Here is a 17,690-nt window from a genome sequence, read left to right on the forward strand (position 1 = left end):
CGCTCAGGACCTATGGTCGACCAGATGGGCAAATCCTTTGACCGAGCCGCCAAGCACGATGTGGTTGCCGCTCATCAGCCAGGCATGCGCCTTGAGCTCGCTGCCAGTCCCTTGCTCGATGCCGATGCTGATTTTCGAGGCGCTGCCCTGGCGGGCGAGCAGATATTGTCCGGCCAGCGCTTGGGTCAGGCAGCTGGCGCCCGGCACGAGCCGCGCCGCGGCGGCAACGCCCCATGCGACACGCCGCAGGTCGGCGACGCTGGCGTCGCGTCTGGCGTGCAGTCCCGTCACCAGGCTGCGGACGCGATTATAGGAGGACAGCGTCAGCGCGAGCCGCACAACGCTTACCACCATCAGGCAGCGTGCCAGAAACAGCATTTCCCGGGCGCTCAGCGAGCGGAGCCTAGACCAGTTCCTCATTGTGGAGCCTCGCAAGCCCTGCTTCGCTCAGCCCCTTGAGCAAGCCCTCGACATCGGCCCTGCAGCGTTCGGCATCGACATTGTAGCGCGCAAGCACGGCGCTGCGGATATCGAGCATCGATCGCGGCTCCTGGATCTGCTCCCAGATGAAGGCGCCGACGCCGTTCAGGCTGTAATAGACATTGGATTTGAGGTGGAGCAGCGCCAGTCCGGCGCCGAATTCACAAGCCACCGCCTCGTTCGTCGCGACGACGCGGTCATGGTCCGAAGGGTTCCAGTGCATCCTAAAACCTCGTTGCTGGCCCGTCCGCCCTATGGCTTCCACCGGGATCGGTTGCCTGCGACCCTCGGCAGGAATCCGGGGGACAAAAGCCCCCCGGCTCACCTGTTGGAGAGCATCCGGAGCCCCAACTCAGACACCCGGATACCTGTCTGAGTTTTAAGAGAAAGTCAGCTCGCCGACCGGCGTGTGCGCGGGAAAGCTCGCGTCGAGCGCCGTCGTGCCCGCACCGCCCTGCGTGATAGTTTCAATCGAACCGTGAACCGTCAGGCTGGGGGTTTCATACTCATGCTTTTCAACATTCTGTTCCATTGTACTCTCCAATTAAGGACTGGAAGCGGCTGCAGAATGCCGCCAACATATCGCTATGCTGCAGCGCAATTGCTGCATGGCAACATCCATGAGTCAAGCTTGATTTACCAAGCATTAATCAATTCTTGGTTGCGCTCGCATCCGTTGTTAATCAAGACGTAGGCAGCGTCATCCTAAACTTCACCCATCCAGGAATTCAACCGCAGGTCCATACCGTTCAGGTAACCGTTTGATTTATCTGCGATAATTTCTCAGGCGAAAAAGACATATCGCAATTGCGAAGAAATTGCCTCAAAAAATCGCCATTTTCCGGCCAGCCGGGATGCCCCCGGAATTGTCTTCAAAAGTGATTGAACGCGTAACGATTTTAAACGCTGGGGTTGCGGTCAGGAGGCGACCTCAGCCGCTTTTGACGTGATCGCGTCAATTTTTCCGATGCTTTTCTTCGCAGTTGCAGTATAACCCCTTTGGGCGGCATTTTGCGGAGAATGACATCGGGCATGGCGGTGCAGGATGGCTCCTATGAAAGGCTGCGCGCCGCCGGCTGCGCCGACGAAGTCGCTTATGTGCAGGCCTGCCTGAGGCTGTTTTTCGCGCCACGAGCCAACATCACGGATGGCCGGGTCGATGTGCCCGCGCCGACGGTGTCGGCCGCCCCGAACACCGCGGTCCCAATCTCGGCGGCCCCGATCACGGCGGCCCCAATTTCGGCAACCAATGTCGCCGACATCGCCAGGCTGAACAAGGTCGCCGTCTTCCTGCTCAAGGCGCTCGCGCGGGCGCCCGCGGATGCCGTGCCTGCGGAATTGCCTGGCTGGCTCGACAGCTACCGCCGGCGAACCATGTCGATGAACGTCGCCTGCATTGGCGATTCGATGGCCATCGCTCGTGTGCTGCGCGACAGGCAGGTCGATTTCGTCTTCCTCAAAGGGCCGCTCCAGCAGCATCTGCTCTATGGCGACCATTTCATGAAGCCATCCGGCGACGTCGACATTCTGGTTTCGCCGACCGGTTTCGCCAAGGCCCGCGATGCGTTGCGCACGATGGGCTACGAGGTTGCCGGCAAGTCGCGCTCGGTCTGGTGGGTGCGCTTCCTCGGTGAGCAGCATATGGTGCGCGAGGACGGCGCGAGGGCCTCGACGGTCGACCTCCACCACCGGCTGCAGCAGCCGGGTTCGCCCAGCCCGCGCGACACCGACGGCTTCCTGCGCCGCAAGCGCGAAGTCGAGGTGGCCGGCGCCGCCATGCCGATCATCTCGGCGGCCGACACCTTGCTTTTGTCCTCGATCAGCGTCGCCAAGGCCTTTTTCAACCGCGAGCCCTGCGCTGGCTATATCTGCGACGTCAGGGCCAGCGCCAGCCGCCTGAGCGAAGCCGAGCAGCGGAGGGTGCTCGACCACGCCGCCGAACAGGGCCTGGCGGATACGCTGCTCTTGGGATTGCGCGCCGCCGACGTGCTGCTCGGCGGCGACGGCACGCTGCTTTCGGATCGCGCCACCCGCATGCTGGCCCGCATCGACAACGCCGACCTCTTCCACATGGTAATGGCGCCGTGGCTCGCGTCCCTGCGCTGGCCGCAGCGCCGCCATGTGCTGTGGGAACTCTGCGGCCGCGAGCCGGTCCGCTACCTAGCCGAAGCCGGCTGGGCGGCCTCCGCCGACCTCAGCCGGCGCATCTTCGAGCGCCCGGCCACGGCCGAGCCGGCGCGGAGCGAAGTGATCAAAATCGTGGGCGGGGCGGCAAATCATGCAAGCGAAAGGTGAGCCCATGCCCGTGACGACGCCCATAACGACCTCCGGGGTCTGCGTCATCATCGCCGCGCGCAATGCTGCGCGCACCATTCGCGGCGCCATCGCCTCGGCGCTGCGCGAGGCCGAAGTCGCCGAAGTCGTCGTGATCGACGACGCCTCCACCGACGACACCAAGGATGTGGCTTTGGCCGCCGACGACGGCAGCGGCCGGCTTGCCGTCATCCGTTTCGACGTCAATCGCGGTCCTTCCGCCGCGCGCAACGCCGCTATCCAGGCCTCCAAATCGCCCTTCATCAGCATTCTCGACGCCGATGATTTCTTCCTCGAAGGCCGCTTCCGCCGGCTTTTCGCCAGCACCGACTGGGATTTCGCCGCCGACAACATCATGCTGATCCGCGACGATGCCGCGACCGACCTCGCCAAGGTCGCCGCCCCGCCTTTCGCGGCCGAGCCGGAATTTCTCGATTTCGAGCGCTTCATCGACGGCAACATCTCGCGCCGCCGTGTGCGGCGCGGCGAGCTCGGTTTCCTCAAGCCGGTGATCAGCCGGGCTTTCCTCGAGCGGCATGGGTTGAGCTACGACGAGAACCTCAGGCTTGGCGAGGACTACGAGCTCTACGCGCGCGCTGTCGCTTACGGGGCTCGGTTCAAGATCATCAAGTCTTGCGGCTATGGGGCGATCGTGCGCGCCGATTCGCTGAGCGGCCGCCACAGGACGCAGGATTTGAAGCGTCTTGCCGATGCCGATCTGGCGCTGCTCCAGATAGACAGCCTTCCGGAGCGCTCAAAGGCCGCGTTGCGGCGCCATGAGCGCCATGTCCGCGACAAATACCGGCTGCGCAACTTTCTTGACGTGAAAGCCGAGCGTGGGCTGGCGTCGGCCGCGGCCTACGCTTTCGCAAGCCAGTCGAATCTGATCCCGATCGTGCGCGGCGTCGCCACCGACAAGCTCGACGCGCTGTTCCGCCGCACCGGGATTGTTGCGCCGCAGCAGATGCCGCCGACGCGCTTCCTGATGGCGGCAACCAGCGCCGCAAGCGGGTGATCCGCATTGTCCCGGAAGCCGCCGTCCCTCAAAAAATCGCATTCCGGAAACTATGATGTTGCCTAGTCGCTACTGGAATGGCACTCTATGTTGCAATGCAGCAATTTCGAAAGGCCGATAGCATGGCTTCGATTTTTAGCTTCAGATCCCGGGATCCGGCTCGCGACCGGCAGACCGATCTTCAGCGTTTCGACCGGCTGGCGAAGCTGTTCGACCAGATCGCGGCCGAGATCGAGGCGGAGAAAACCGGACTGGAGAATCGTTATAAGTCGACGGCCGCCAACGCCGCCTTTCTGGTCGAGGCGATGGAGAATGGTTCGGCGTCGGCCAGCAAGGGATCGGATGTCGCCGCGATGACCAAGTCGATCCTGAACTGCGAGCGGCGCATTGCGGAGCTCGCTCGCCAGAAAAGCCTGGTGAAGGAACTGCGCCATTCGCTCGACGCGATCGTCGAGGATGGTGCCGACCGGTCTGCTGCGCAGGCGACGGCAAGAGGCTGACGGCGCGCCGGGCGCCGTCATCGGTGCGAGACGTTACAGGACACTAGAGGAGTTCACAGGGCGGAAGATCGGAAGCGGCTCGCTCATGCGAACCGAGGATGACTTTGGGTTGGGCGGACAACACAAGGTGAGTTTGTTATGAACGCAGATCCGGACAACACCTCCACCGAGGCGGCTTGCGCGATATCGCAGGCGCCAGGGAGCGGATTAACCAGCCTGAGGCTCGGCGTGGTCGGCGCCCTGTTTGGGGTCGTTGCGGCCCTTGCGGCGAGCCCGCATCCCGCGCATGCGCAAGCGGCGCAGCAAGAGCTGCAAAGCGCGCCGTCCTTCGTCGACAATTTCTCGAATTTCAGCCAGTCCCGCTGGTTCGTCTCGGACGGCTGGACCAATGGCGCCCATCAGAACTGCACGTGGTCGAAGGATCTCGTGCGGCTTTCCGACGGCGTGCTTTCGTTGGGCTTCGAAAAGCGCAAGCTGAAGGACCGCGAGTTCGCCTGCGCCGAGATCCAGACCAAGCAGCGCTACGGCTACGGCGTCTATGAGGCACGGATGAAGACCGGCACCGGCTCCGGCCTCAACGCCGCCTTCTTCTCCTATATCGGCCCGCAGGACAAACAGCCTTGGGACGAGATCGACTTCGAGGTCCTCACCAAGGATCCGTCGAAGGTGCAGGTCAACAGCTACATCCAGGGCAAGCCGAAGAACGGCAAGCTCGTCGACGTCGAAGGCGGCGCCGACAAGGGCTTCAACGATTATGGCTTCGTCTGGGAGAAGGACCGGCTGCGCTGGTACGTCAACGGCAAGCTCGTCCATGAGGTGACCAACCCCGACGAGTTGCCGAAGCATTCACAGAAAATCTTCTTCAGCCTCTGGGGCAGCGACAAGCTGACCAACTGGATGGGCGCCTTTGTCGATCCCGGCAGCAAGGTGACCATGGAGGTCAAGCGCGTCGCTTTCACCGCTTTGGGCCAGTCATGCCAATTTCCGGAATCGTTGGCATGCAGCATAAGCAATTCCAACTAGGCATGATCGCCAAAGTGGAACCGATTTTGGGATAGGATCATGCCGAACCAACTGGGCCGTTGGGCCTGAGGGACATCTGAACCGGCCGGACCGCTTTTGCGGCCCGGCCTTTGACAGGAATAGAACCAAATGAATTTGACGGTGTTTGGGATTGGCTATGTCGGTCTCGTGCAGGCCGCTGTGCTGGCCGAGGTCGGCCATGAGGTGGTGTGCGTCGATATCGACGAGAAGAAGGTGGAGCGGCTCAACCAGGGCTTGGTCCCGATTTTCGAACCGGGCCTGGAGGCCCTCGTCAGGGAAAACCACGCGGCCGGCCGCATCCGCTTCACCACCGACGCGGCAGCGGCGGTCAGGCATGGCCAGATCCAGATGATCGCGGTCGGCACGCCGCCCGGCGAGGATGGCTCGGCCGATCTGAAATACGTGCTGGCCGTCGCCGAGACCATCGGCCGCGAGATGGACAGCGCCAAGATCGTCGTCGGCAAGTCGACCGTGCCGGTCGGCACTTGCGAGAAGGTGAAGGCCAGGATCGCCGAAACGCTGAAGAAGCGCGGCCGCGAGGATCTCGCCTTCGACGTCGCCTCGAACCCCGAATTCCTCAAGGAAGGCTCGGCGGTCGCCGATTGCATGAAGCCGGACCGCATCATCGTCGGCACCTCCAGCGAGGACACCGAGATGGTGATGCGCGAGCTCTACGCGCCGTTCAACCGCAACCACGAGAAGATGATCGTGATGGACGTGCGCAGCGCCGAATTCACCAAATACGCCGCCAACTGCATGCTGGCGACCAAGATCAGCTTCATGAACGAGATGGCCAATCTGGCCGAGCAGCTGGGCGCCGACATCGAGGAGGTGCGCAAGGGCATCGGCTCGGATCCGCGCATCGGCTACCACTTCATCTATCCCGGCCTCGGTTATGGCGGCTCGTGCTTCCCGAAGGATGTGCGCGCGCTGATCAAGACCGCCGAGGGCGTCAAGTTCGACGCCAAATTGCTGCGCGCCGTCGAGGAGCGCAACAATGCGCAGAAGTCGGTCCTGTTCGACAAGGTCAACCACTATTTCAAGGGCGCGCTCAGGGACAAGACCTTCGCCGTCTGGGGGCTCGCCTTCAAGCCCAACACCGACGACATGCGCGAGGCGCCGGCGCGCACGCTGATGGAAGCGTTGTGGGCGGCCGGCGCCAAGGTGCAGGCCTACGATCCCGAGGCGATGCAGGAGTGCCAGGCGATCTACGGCCTGCGCGAGGATCTGCTTTTGTGCGGCACCAAGGAGGCGGCGCTGCGCGGCGCCGACGCGCTTTTGATCTGCACCGAATGGAAGAGCTTCCGCGCGCCGTCCTTCGACGCGCTCAAGGACGCGCTGACCACGCCGGTCATCTTCGACGGCCGCAATCTCTACGATCCCAAGGTGATCGCGCGCTACGGCATCGAATACTTCTCGATCGGCAGGATGGCGGCATGACTGCTGATTGCCTCAAGGACAATGGCCGTCGCCATGGCTGTGGATTCATGCCGGCGAACGGGGCATCGGCAACAGTATGAGGTCATCAATGGCTGCGCAGCGCAAACCGACGGTCACCGTCATCGTCCCCACCTTCAACCGGCAAAAATTCCTGCCCGAATCCGTCGGCAGCCTGCTGCGGCAGACCGTGGTGCCGGATCAGATCCTGATCGTGGACGACGGCTCGACGGACGACACCGGCGCGGTGGCGGCCTCTTTCCCGGCGCCGGTGGAATACTACCGCAAGGAGAATGGCGGGAAATCGACGGCGCTGAATTTTGCCCTGAAGCGCTGCACAGGAGATTTCGTCTGGATATTCGATGACGACGACGTCGCGCACCCGACGGCGCTTGAGCGGTTTCTCGCCGCCTTCGAGCGCGAGCCGGCCGCCGATTTCGCATTCGGCGAATATGCGCGTTTCCAGCGTTCGGCCCAGATTGAGGAGCAGGACTACGAGATCGTCGCCTTCGGCCATGTCAGCCAGGACAATTTCTTCCCGTCGCATCTCGAATATTGCCACGTCCACCAGCCGGGTCTCCTGGTGCGCCGCCGATGCTACGACGAGGTGGGTGGCTTCAACGAGACCCTGGTCCGGTCGCAGGACTACGAGATGATGTTGAGGCTTGCGCGCCGGTTCAAGGGCGTCAGGGTCGACGGCTTGATGTTCTTCCAGCGCCAGCACGACATGGTCCGCGGCAGCACCAAGGTGGTCATTTCCTACACCGACCGGATCAAGGCCTGGGGCGCGTACGACCGGGCGATCATGGAAGAGGTCTATAAGTCGGTCGATCTGCATGAGTATCTGGATCGCTCGGAGCAGGCCCTGTCGAGGACGGCCGATCTCGAGATGCAGGCGCTGCTGCAGCGATCGAGCATCATGGCCAGGAAGGGTTTGTGGCATCACGCGGCCGAGGACATCCGCCGCTACGCCCTGCTTGCCGAACGAGCCGGAAAGACGTCGCTCAGCGACAAGGAACGCGCCATCGTGCGGCGTACGTTCGAAGCCTACGATACAGGTTTGGCATCCGCCCCGGCCGACGAATTCGTCTCGGCGGTGAAGGCATGGAGGTCGGGACCGCTGAAGGCCGACATCGTCAGGGAATACATGCATTCCTTCCCACATTATCTGGCGCGGGACCTGAAGGCGGGAAAGGTGATCCCGGCTTCGAAATTGTTGCGGGAGTATTCGGCGCTGTCGCTTTCCGCTTCGCTCGGCCGGCTGTGTCGGGCGATGACGTCGAAGCTTCCCTTGGCGCGCGGCGCAAGCTGATGAGCCGTGGCTTGCGGATACTCGCCCGGGCCGGATTAGGAGCAGAACGATGAAAGTGCTTTTTGCAAGCGGCAACGGGTACATTCCCGAGTTCACCGGCGGCGTGCAATCCAACACGCATCACCTGGTCGAACAATTGATCGAGCACGGCCATCAGGCGTCGGTCCTCGCCTCGCTGTTCGGCGACGGCATGTTCGGCCTCAAGGCGCGCGCCAAGATGAAGCTGTTGCGGCAGCCCGCGGTTGTTGACAATTTCCCCGGCTATCCGGTGATGCGCGCCTGGTTTCCCTGGGAGGCGGCCGGCTTCGCCGTCGAGAAGACCCAACCGGACGTCGCGGTCGTGCAGTGCCACAAATCCGTCCTGCTCGGAAAGGCGCTTCTTGCCGAAGGCGTGCCGCTGGTCGTTTATCTGCATAATGTCGAATTTCACGAGCTTGCCGGCGATCCGCGCGAACTCAATTCGGCTTTGTACATCGCCAATTCGGAGTTCACCGCGCGCACCTACAAGGAACAATTCGGCATCGAGTCCACCGTTCTTCCGCCGACCATCAACGACGCGCTCTACTGCACGCATACGACCGGCGAATTCGTCACTATGATCAATCCCTATGAGGAGAAGGGGTTCGATCTGGCGGTGAGGATTGCGGCCGCCTGCCCGGAAATTCCCTTCCTGTTCGTGGAAAGCTGGAAGCTGGAAGACGAGCATCGCGCCCGCATCGAAAACACCATCGCGCCGCTGTCGAATGTCACGCTGGAAAACCGCACCGACGACATGAAGACGGTCTATGGCCGCACCAGGATCCTGCTTGCCCCGAGCAAATGGGAGGAAGCCTGGGGCCGCGTAGCGTCCGAGGCGCATTGCAGCGGCATCCCTGTCGTGGGCTCGAGGCGCGGCGGCCTGCCCGAAGCCATCGGTCCCGGCGGCGTGGTGCTCGACTACGACGCCCCGCTTACCGACTGGGCGTCGGCGGTGACGCGCCTGTGGAATGATCGCCAGGAATACGAACGGCTTTCGGCCTCGGCTCTGGCCTTCTCCAAGCGCCCGGAGCTCGATCCCGCGCGGCAATTGGTGGTGTTTCTCGATCTGCTGGAAAGAGCGGCTCGGCAGGGCGTCCGCCACGCTGCGTAGCTTGCAAGCAAGGAGATGGAACCGATTTGCTGCGCAGCACCAAAAATGTTGCGACGCAGCAAAACCTGCAATAGGTTGCGCCGACAGGAGTCAGAATTCATGCCGCATGCGTCAGGCCCTGCCGGCGACGTTTCCAGCCTGATCTGGGCGAGAACATCCTGCCGATGAGAATTTGTTTCGTAGTCGATAAATTTCCCACTTTGTCCGAGACATTCGTGCTCGATCAGATTGCCGGATGCCTTGAAAGAGGAATGAAAGTCAGCGTCGTCTGCAACGAGATGGCTTTTGGCAAGGATAGCAATGTGGACGATGCACGTTGGCAGACATTGCCCGGCCCTGTCGTTTCCTGGTGGGGTGGCCTGAATCGCTGCCGCTCACTGCTCCGGAAATGGTCCGGCAGATTTTGGGACAAGCTTTCGACCTTCATCGACCTGTCCAACGCGCGCAAGCTGCGAAACGTCGATGTGATCGTGGCGCATTTTGGCCATAACGGCCTGCGCGTCGCCCGCGTCATGAAGCGGCGCAGGATTTCCGCGCCTTTGGTGACCATATTCCATGGCACCGATGTCGGCAGGCCGTTGCATGACGGCACCCTGGACCAGTACAGGCCCGTTTTCGAAAAAGGGGCTCTCCAACTCCCCGTGAACGCATTCTTCCGTCAGGCCCTGATCGATGCCGGTGCCGCGCCGGCACAAGTCGCGGTTCACCATATGGGCATTCGCCCAAGCGAGATCGAATATCGCTGGCGTTCCTGGCAGGGACGTACGCTGTCTTTCATCTCGGTCTGCCGGCTGACCGAGAAAAAGGGGACCGAATATGCGCTTCGCGCCCTCGCTTGCCTGCCGCACCGCGATTGGACCTATTCGGTGATCGGCGGCGGGGAATTGTTGGAGGAATTGAAGCTTACCGCCGTCGACCTCGGTATTGCCGACAGGGTGACCTTCCTCGGACCGCGTCCGCACGGCGAGGTGAAGCAGCGCCTGCGCGACGCCCATGTCTTCCTTCTGCCAAGCGTCGCCGGGCGAGACGGCGATCTGGAAGGAATACCGGTCGCGCTCATGGAGGCGATGGCCGGCGGCCTGATCGCTGTCAGCACCTACCATTCTGGGATTCCGGAGCTGATCGAGGATCGCAAGACTGGCTTCCTCGTGCCCGAACGGGACGTCGCCGCGCTTGCCGGCACACTCACCTGGATCGCGGAGAACCCGGGCCTGTGCGAGCCGATAGCGCTTGCCGCTCGAAGGAAGGTAGAGGCGGATTTCAATGCCGATACCTTGAATGAACGCTTTGCGCAGATCGTCGCGCGGCTAGCGGAGACCGGATCCGTCACATGAATGCCAATCCGCCGCCCCCGCAATTTGGTCGCGTTGCCTTGCGCGGCGGGCTGGTCACGGCCGGCGCGCAAGGCTTCAAGATAGCGATCCAGTTCCTTTCGGTCGTCATCCTTGCCCGACTGCTCGTCCCCGAGGATTTCGGCCTGGTGGCTTCCGTGGGACCGATCGTGGCCTTCGTCGGCCTGCTTCAGGATCTGGGCCTCCAGCAGGCGGTCATCCAGCGCAAGGAGATCGATCAACGGCAACTCAATCAAGTCTTCTGGCTGAGCGCGGTTGTCGGCCTGTGCGCCGGGGCGGTCGTGGCTTGCCTAGCCCCCGCCATTGCTGCTTTCTACGGCGATCAGCGAATGTGGGGGATAACACTTGCTTCCGCCGCGCCGCTGCTTTTTGGCAGTCTTGCCGCAGTGCCGCTTGCCCTGATGAACCGCCATCTGCAATTCGGCCAGCTTGCGCTCAACGACGCAATCACCGCGGCCGTGGGGCTGCTCGCCACCGCAACCGCGGCGTATTTAGGATTTGGCTATTGGTCTCTGGTTTTGGGTCCGGCTGTGTCGGCTGTCGTAGCGCTGGTTGCCGGCTGGTTGGTGACGCGCTGGACGCCGTCTTGGCCGAATCTGAAGGTCGACGCCGATATATTCAGGTTCGGCGCGAACCTTACGGGCTTCAACCTCGTCAATTTTTTGTCTCGTAACCTCGACAACATCCTCATCGGAAAATATTCCGGCGCGGTCGAGCTGGGCTACTATGATCGCGCCTACAAGCTTCTGCTGTTTCCGCTGCAGAACATCAACCAACCGCTGACGCGTATCATGGTGCCGCTGCTCAGCCGCATCCATGAGGACAAGCAACGATTTCGAGACATCTATGTCCGGACAAACTGGCTGCTGGCCGTTATCACCATGCCCGGCATTGCCACCTTGACACTGACTTCGGAGCAGGTGGTCAGGCTTCTCTTCGGCGAGCGTTGGATGGCCGTGGCGCCCATTTTCGCCTGGCTGGGCATCGCCGGCCTGATGCAGTCCGTATCGAGCACCACGGGGTGGATATTCATCTGCCAGGGCAAGACGAAGACGATGTTTCATTGGGGCATCTATTCGTCTTTGACGACCGTCGCCTCCTTTGTCGTCGGCCTGCATTGGGGCGCCATCGGCGTCGCGGCTGCCTATGCCATCAGCGGTTACGTGCTGCGTATCCCGGTGCTTGCCGCCCTGATCCATCGTGTCGGCCCGGTGACCGCCGGCGATTTTCTGGGCATACAGGGGCTCTTCATCGTCTCGTCCCTGCTCGCCTGGCTCTCGTATCTGTCGCTGCCGGCGTTGCTGACCAATCAGTCGGACCTGCTCACGATCCTTGTGGCGGTTGTCCTAAACTACGGGTTCGCCTTGGCCCTCATGCTTGCTGTTCCGCAGTCGCGCAAGGCGTTGTTCGCCACTCTTGCCAACGTCGTCAGCAACATTGGGTGAGCGGTTGCCTATCAAGGAGGACAACGGCCTGGTTGCCGACATTGCCGACGCATGCTCTTCCAGCACGGCCTCGAGGCTTGCCCGGCGATAGTGGTCGAGACTGGCGATGAATCTGCCGAGTTTTTCGGCTGCTTCCGACGGCGTTACGGTATCGATGTCGAGCAGAAGGTCGGCGACGCCGATGTGCTTGGCGACTTCCTTGGTTTTGAATTCATAGGCGATCGGCAGCACCGGCGTGCCGACGCAAAGCGACATGATCATCATATGCATGCGCGTGGCGACGACGAAGTCGCAATCCTTCACCAGCGCCATCAATTGGTCGGGCGTATGAAATGCGGCGTCGACATTGACGTGTTCGGCGATTTCCGGGTCGAGTTCGGCCACGATCGCCCGTGCAGTCCTGGCGTCGTCATGTGCATATTCCGGCACACCCTGGCAGGTTGAGATGAAGGTCACCTCCTTGGCGTGGTCCCTGACAAGAATTGTGGCGATCTCCCGGATCGAATCGAGATAGCGGCGCATGCCGTCCTCACCGTCGCTGACGAAGCTCCAGTGGCGGACGGAAATAGCGACACGGCCCGTTGGCGCCGGTGCGCTGCCGAGATGTTTCTTGATCCTGTCTGTATCAGCCAGGGCAAAGACGGCATCGGCGACCACATGGCATTTGCCCGGATCTTTCACCAGATCCAGTATGTGATTTCTGGATCGCTCGTCACGCAGCAGGATGAGCGGAGCCCGATCGAAGATCGGACCTAGCTCCTGGCGATTGTAGCTTTTGTTGAACGGGCCGAGCGATTGCGTGAAGAAGATCGGGTCCTTGCCCAAGATCGCATCGATGCGGAATTGATTGAGTCGCTTTTCAAGATCGTAGTTCTCGACGAGATAGGTTCCGCCTGTCGTCACCACCAGGTCGGCGCTCGCATAGGCCTCGAGGCCGTGGCGGTCGCTTCTGCTGAAGAAAACGCTGCTGGCGCCGTTTTGGGCAAAGCGGCGCAAGGCGCGCAAGACTCCTCGATTGTAGATCGACTTGAGCCAGCCCTTTATCCCGCCGCCATGCTGATCCCTGAACAGGGATTCCGACAGCAGCTTGTGGAATTCGAGATCCGGGTAATCTTTCTTCGGGTAAAGCCTGGCCGCGACGTCGGGCTGACTGTCGAAAACCAGGAACTGCACATCGCCGCCGACGATCGATCTGAGAATATGGCGGATAGCCAAAAGGATCGCGGCATCGCCAGTGTTCAGACACACCGTGTTTTCGATCACGACTTTCATGGGGAACCTCGTTTCGCGTCCGTGGCAGGCCACGTCGGTTAAAACGGCATGTTTGCCGGAGTGCCGCCACGCGATCCGCGTCGCGATCTGGCGTGCTGCTCCGCGCTGATAGCCAACGCGAAATCCGGATCGACGCCAAGCAGGCTGAGAGTAGCTTATGATTTTTGCAGTGCAACAAAAAATGTGCGGGCGCTTGCTACGCCGCACCAAAATTGTTGCGATGCAGCAAAAGCTGTACTAGCATCCCCGATGGGTGGGCCCAACAGCGGTCGAGTTACATGCTGCATGTCTTGTACCTTGTGCATGACGTATCCGACCCGGCGGTGCGCCGGAGAATACAGATGCTCAAGGCAGGCGGCGCCGGGGTCACCCTGGCGGGCTTCCGCCGCACCACCAGCCCGGTCTCCGAGATCGAGGGCATCGAGCCTGTCGACCTTGGCGCGACGCGCGACGGCCGATTCGCGCAGCGCCTCGGTGCGGTCGCCAAGGCAGCCATGTCAATCGGCGCGAAACTTGGCGCCATGCCAAGGCCCGATCTGATCATCGCACGCAACCTCGAAATGCTGGCGCTGGCCCGCCGCGCCAACGGCGCGCTCGGGGCGAGCGTGCCGATCGTCTATGAATGCCTCGATATCCATCGCCTGGTGCTGCGCGATGACCTCGTCGGCAGGACGCTGCGTGGCGCCGAACGCCATCTCGCGCGCGACGTGAAGCTTCTGGTGACGAGCTCGCCGGCCTTCATCGCCAATTATTTCGAGCCTTTCGGGCAGATCGTCGCACCTGTCGAGCTGATCGAGAACAAATATTTCGAGGCAGCATCCGTTGTCGCCGCGCATTCTGTCGAGGACGACAGCCCGTCGCCGCCGCCCTGGCGCATCGGTTGGTTCGGCGCTCTGCGCTGCCGCCGCTCGCTGGAGCTGCTGGCCGATTTCACCCGTCGGCAGGCGGGCCGTTTCGAAGTCGTGCTCAGGGGCCGTCCGGCGCTGTCCGAATTTCCGGACTTTCACGGTTTCGTCGAGGCCGAGCCGTGGCTTTCCTTCCGCGGCCCCTACCGCAATCCGGAGGACATGGCAGCCATCTACGGTGAGGTGCATTTCTCCTGGGCGATCGATTTTTTCGAGGCCGGCCAGAATTCCGAATGGCTGCTTCCCAACCGCCTCTACGAGGGCTGCCGCTTCGGCGCCGTGCCGATCTCCATGGCGGACACCGAAACCGGCAGGTTCCTGAAGCAGCGGGATATCGGCGTGCTTCTGCCCGAAGCGACGCCCGAAAGCCTCGAGGCGATGCTGAGCCGGATGGATCAAGATGAATATCGCGGCCTGAAGTCGCGCGTGTCGGCGCGCAATCCGAAGACCTGGAGCTACGACCGCAGCGACTGCGCGGCCTTCGTCGACAAGCTGCGCGGCCTCGCCGCCATGCCTTCGGCTTTTGCGGCGGAGGCGGCCGCGTGATGGCGCAACAGGGCGAACAAAAACCGATGGCGCAGTCCACGATCCTGATCGTCATTCCCTGCCTCAACGAGGCCGCCCATATCGGCGGCCTGCTCGACCAATTGCGGCCCGCGGCGGCCCGGCTCGGCGGCCGCATCGTCGTCGCCGACGGCGGCAGCACCGACGGCACGCAAGCCATCGTCGAAAACGTCGTGGCGAAGGATCCCCGGGTCATCCTGCTCGCCAATCCGAAGCGCCTCCAGAGCGCCGCCATCAATCTCGCGGTGGCGGACCTTGGCGATGGCGCCGACTATCTCATCCGCATCGACGCGCATGGCGGCTATCCGGACGACTACTGCGACCGGCTGGTCGCGGAGGCCCTTGCCACCGGCGCCGATTCGGTCGTCGTTTCGATGCTGACCGCCGGCACTGGGGCCGTGCAGAAGGCGGTGGCGGCGGCGCAGAACTCCAAGCTCGGCACCGGCGGCTCGAAGCACCGGCACATGTCCGAGGGCGAATGGGTCGATCACGGCCATCACGCGCTGATGCGCGTCGCCGCCTTCAGGCATGTCGGCGGTTACGACGAGAGCTTCAGCCACAATGAGGACGCCGAGCTCGACTATCGGCTCCGCCAGGCCGGCTATCGCATCTGGATGAGCGGCAGGACGCAGATGGTCTATTATCCGCGCTCGACGCTGAAGAGCCTCTATTTCCAGTATCTCGGCTATGGCCGCGGCCGCGCGAGAAACGTCTTGAAGCACCGCATGGTGCCGAAGGTCCGGCAGATGATTCCGCTGCTGGTTGCGCCGGTGGTGCTGCTCGCCCTGTTTTCCTTCGTCCACTGGCTGGCGGCGGTGCCGTTCCTCTTATGGGCGGCGGTGTGCCTCGGTTACGGCCTGGTAACGGCGATACGCCAGCGCAACGCCGGCATAACGCTGGCCGGGGTTTCGGCGATGGTCATGCATTTCGGCTGGTCGGCCGGTTTCTGGCAGCAGCTTTTGGCGTCTCGATTGCAGCGTAAGGTGGCGTGATGGCTGGGCGCTCGATCGACATTTGCATCTGCACCTTCCGCCGGCCGGAACTGGCCGACACGCTGCGCTCCGTCGCGGCGCTGGAGAAGCCGGTGGGAGCCGAGATTGGTATCGTCGTTGCCGACAATGACGATGAGCCCGGCGCGCAGAAACTAGTGAAGGCTTTGGCCGAGGAGCTGCAGCTGCCGGTCCGCTATCGTCACGCGCCGGCGCGCAACATCTCGATTGCCCGCAACGCCTGCCTCGACGCCAGCGTGTCGGACTTCGTTGCCTTCATCGATGACGACGAGACGGCGTCGCCCTCCTGGCTAGTCGAATTGATGGCGGCGGCCGATGCCACGGGCGCTGCGGCGGTGCTCGGTCCGGTGCGGGCGCATTATCGCCCCGACGCGCCGGACTGGATGCAGAAGGGCGACTTCCACTCCACCTTGCCGGTCTGGGTGCGCGGCGAGATCCGCACCGGCTACACTTGCAACGTCTTGCTCAAAATGGCCGACGCGAGCCTTCGTGGCCGGCGCTTCAGCCTGGCGCGCGGCCAGACCGGCGGCGAGGACACCGAGTTTTTCGATGCCATGGTCAAGGCTGGCGGCCGCATCGCCTTCGCGCCGCAAGCCTTCGTCGACGAGGTCGTGCCCCGCGCCCGGGCCGCGTTCGACTGGCTGCGCCGCCGGCGCTTCCGCTTCGGCCAGACGCATGGCCACCTGATAGGACACGGCGCCGGCGGGTTGCGCCGCGCCGGCCAGGTCGGGCTCGCTTCGGCCAAGGCCGCCTACTGCTTCGGCATGGCTATTTTGACCGCCATCAGCCCGGTGCGGCGGAACCGCAGCGTGCTGCGCGGCATTATGCACGTTGGTGTCGTCAGCGGTTTGGTCGGCGTCCGTGAAATCCGCCAATACGGCCTCACGTCGCCAGAACAAGGGAACAAGCGTGCAGCCTGACGTCAGCTTCGTCATCGCCGCCTACAACGCCGAGGCGACTCTCGACCGCGCCATCGCCAGCGCGATCGCGCAACTCGGCGTGACCGTCGAGGTCATCGTCGTCGACGACCAGTCGAGCGACGGCACGCTGGATGTGGCGCGCGCTTATCCGCAAGATATCGTCAAGGTTGTGGCGCTGCCCGCCAATCGCGGTCCGGGCGGCGCCCGCAATGCCGGCCTCGACCTGGCGCGCGGCCGCTGGGTGGCGGTGCTCGATTCCGACGACGCGGTCCTTCCCGGCCGCCTGGCCGCGATGATCTCCCGCGCCGAAGCCGCGGACGCCCAGATTGCGGTCGACAATGTGCAGGTCGTGCGCGAGGACGGCACGCCCGACGACACCATGTTCCCGGCCGGCTATCTCGAAGGCTTGCGCGAAATCTCGCTGGCCGACTACATCGCCGGCAATCTGGTCTTCGAATCGCGCTTCAATTTCGGCTATCTCAAGCCGATCTTCCAGCGCCGGTTCCTTGACGACAACAAGCTGCGCTACGACGAGAAGCTGCGCATCGGCGAGGACTACATTCTGCTCGCAAGCGCGCTGGCCAGCGGCGGCCGTTGCGTGGTCGAGCCGACCGTCGGTTATGCCTACCACATCCGCACCGGCTCGATCTCGCGCGTGCTCGAACTGCATCACGTCGAGGCGATGACGCGCGCCGATGCCGTGTTCGCGGTGGCATATCCCATGGACAGCGACGCAAAGGCGGCTTTCGCCAGGCGTGGCCGCAGCCTGCGCAAGGCGGCGTCGTTCCTGTCCCTGGTTCAGCACATCAAGGCACGCGCCCCGCTCAAGGCGATCGGCGCGGCGCTCAGGGATCCGGCCGCGATCGGGCATATGTCGATGCCGATCGCCGTCCGGCTCAGAAGGCTTGCGGCGCAAGTTCGCCGTGGGGGTGGGGAGATGAAGCATGCTGGCGATTTGATAGCCGGCGACAGGTAGAAATCTTTTCTCTCAG

General features: G+C 62.8%; 17 protein-coding genes. 13 read left to right on the forward strand and 4 right to left on the reverse strand.

Translation table 11 applies throughout. The features are described 5' to 3' along the window. Positions 1-3: 3 nt before the first annotated feature. The 3 genes from FJ425_RS14190 to FJ425_RS14200 form a co-directional block, all read right to left on the reverse strand. Entirely contained in the window at positions 4-378 is a 375-nt protein-coding gene (locus FJ425_RS14190) for a lasso peptide biosynthesis B2 protein (protein WP_246673220.1), read from the reverse strand. Positions 379-403: 25 nt separating this feature from the next. Then, positions 404-703, reverse strand: a complete 300-nt coding sequence (locus FJ425_RS14195; protein WP_095769315.1) for a PqqD family protein — start codon at positions 701-703, stop codon at positions 404-406. A 156-nt stretch (positions 704-859) separates the two neighbouring features. Further along, positions 860-1,012: a lasso RiPP family leader peptide-containing protein gene (locus tag FJ425_RS14200; RefSeq protein ID WP_095769314.1), complete on the reverse strand. Its 153-nt coding sequence runs from the start codon at positions 1,010-1,012 to the stop codon at positions 860-862. Positions 1,013-1,512: 500 nt separating this feature from the next. Here FJ425_RS14200 and FJ425_RS14205 point away from each other — a divergent pair, with 500 nt between their 5' ends. The 9 genes from FJ425_RS14205 to FJ425_RS14245 all read left to right on the forward strand — a co-directional run bounded on the left by FJ425_RS14205 (position 1,513) and on the right by FJ425_RS14245 (position 12,027). Continuing rightward, a complete protein-coding gene (locus FJ425_RS14205) occupies positions 1,513-2,775 on the forward strand; it encodes a nucleotidyltransferase family protein (protein ID WP_140724303.1) in 1,263 nt (420 codons plus the stop codon). Positions 2,776-2,779: 4 nt separating this feature from the next. Then, positions 2,780-3,808 carry a glycosyltransferase family 2 protein gene (locus FJ425_RS14210; RefSeq protein ID WP_140628893.1) on the forward strand — a complete coding sequence of 343 codons (1,029 nt, stop codon included), beginning with the start codon at positions 2,780-2,782 and terminating at the stop codon, positions 3,806-3,808. A 122-nt stretch (positions 3,809-3,930) separates the two neighbouring features. After that, on the forward strand, positions 3,931-4,308 hold the full coding sequence (locus tag FJ425_RS14215; RefSeq protein ID WP_140544964.1) for a hypothetical protein: 378 nt from the start codon (positions 3,931-3,933) through the stop codon (positions 4,306-4,308). Between the two features lie 138 nt (positions 4,309-4,446). Further along, positions 4,447-5,331, forward strand: coding sequence for a glycoside hydrolase family 16 protein (locus FJ425_RS14220; protein ID WP_140724306.1), 885 nt, complete (start codon positions 4,447-4,449; stop codon positions 5,329-5,331). A gap of 129 nt (positions 5,332-5,460) precedes the next feature. Beyond that, on the forward strand, positions 5,461-6,792 hold the full coding sequence (locus FJ425_RS14225) for a UDP-glucose/GDP-mannose dehydrogenase family protein (protein WP_140628899.1): 1,332 nt from the start codon (positions 5,461-5,463) through the stop codon (positions 6,790-6,792). Between the two features lie 88 nt (positions 6,793-6,880). Continuing rightward, the gene (locus FJ425_RS14230) at positions 6,881-8,101 is read left to right on the forward strand and encodes a glycosyltransferase family A protein (protein WP_181175920.1); all 1,221 of its coding nucleotides are present in this window, start codon (positions 6,881-6,883) and stop codon (positions 8,099-8,101) included. 49 nt (positions 8,102-8,150) lie between these two features. Continuing rightward, entirely contained in the window at positions 8,151-9,230 is a 1,080-nt protein-coding gene (locus FJ425_RS14235; RefSeq protein WP_140724312.1) for a glycosyltransferase, read from the forward strand. 164 nt (positions 9,231-9,394) lie between these two features. Further along, positions 9,395-10,564, forward strand: coding sequence for a glycosyltransferase (locus FJ425_RS14240; protein ID WP_140724315.1), 1,170 nt, complete (start codon positions 9,395-9,397; stop codon positions 10,562-10,564). Then, positions 10,561-12,027 (forward strand): lipopolysaccharide biosynthesis protein, encoded by a 1,467-nt coding sequence (locus tag FJ425_RS14245; RefSeq protein WP_140724318.1) that lies wholly within the window; start codon positions 10,561-10,563, stop codon positions 12,025-12,027. Before FJ425_RS14240 ends, FJ425_RS14245 begins: the two co-directional genes overlap by 4 nt. Here the strand turns inward: FJ425_RS14245 and FJ425_RS14250 are convergent. Beyond that, a complete protein-coding gene (locus tag FJ425_RS14250; protein ID WP_246677937.1) occupies positions 11,929-13,506 on the reverse strand; it encodes a polysaccharide pyruvyl transferase family protein in 1,578 nt (525 codons plus the stop codon). The genes FJ425_RS14245 and FJ425_RS14250 overlap by 99 nt on opposite strands. A gap of 71 nt (positions 13,507-13,577) precedes the next feature. On the opposite strand from FJ425_RS14250, the gene FJ425_RS14255 reads away from it, so the two are divergent. From FJ425_RS14255 to FJ425_RS14270, 4 genes are read left to right on the forward strand one after another with little or no spacing between them, the layout of a single operon-like run. After that, positions 13,578-14,750, forward strand: a complete 1,173-nt coding sequence (locus FJ425_RS14255) for a glycosyltransferase family 4 protein (RefSeq protein WP_140724321.1) — start codon at positions 13,578-13,580, stop codon at positions 14,748-14,750. A 26-nt stretch (positions 14,751-14,776) separates the two neighbouring features. Next, the gene (locus tag FJ425_RS14260) at positions 14,777-15,760 is read left to right on the forward strand and encodes a glycosyltransferase family 2 protein (RefSeq protein ID WP_181175924.1); all 984 of its coding nucleotides are present in this window, start codon (positions 14,777-14,779) and stop codon (positions 15,758-15,760) included. Continuing rightward, on the forward strand, positions 15,760-16,698 hold the full coding sequence (locus FJ425_RS14265; RefSeq protein WP_140724324.1) for a glycosyltransferase family 2 protein: 939 nt from the start codon (positions 15,760-15,762) through the stop codon (positions 16,696-16,698). Before FJ425_RS14260 ends, FJ425_RS14265 begins: the two co-directional genes overlap by 1 nt. Continuing rightward, entirely contained in the window at positions 16,688-17,674 is a 987-nt protein-coding gene (locus tag FJ425_RS14270; RefSeq protein WP_140724327.1) for a glycosyltransferase family 2 protein, read from the forward strand. Before FJ425_RS14265 ends, FJ425_RS14270 begins: the two co-directional genes overlap by 11 nt. The last annotated feature ends 16 nt before the right edge of the window (positions 17,675-17,690 follow it).

Source organism: Mesorhizobium sp. B2-7-2, from assembly GCF_006440775.1.
GTDB lineage: Bacteria > Pseudomonadota > Alphaproteobacteria > Rhizobiales > Rhizobiaceae > Mesorhizobium.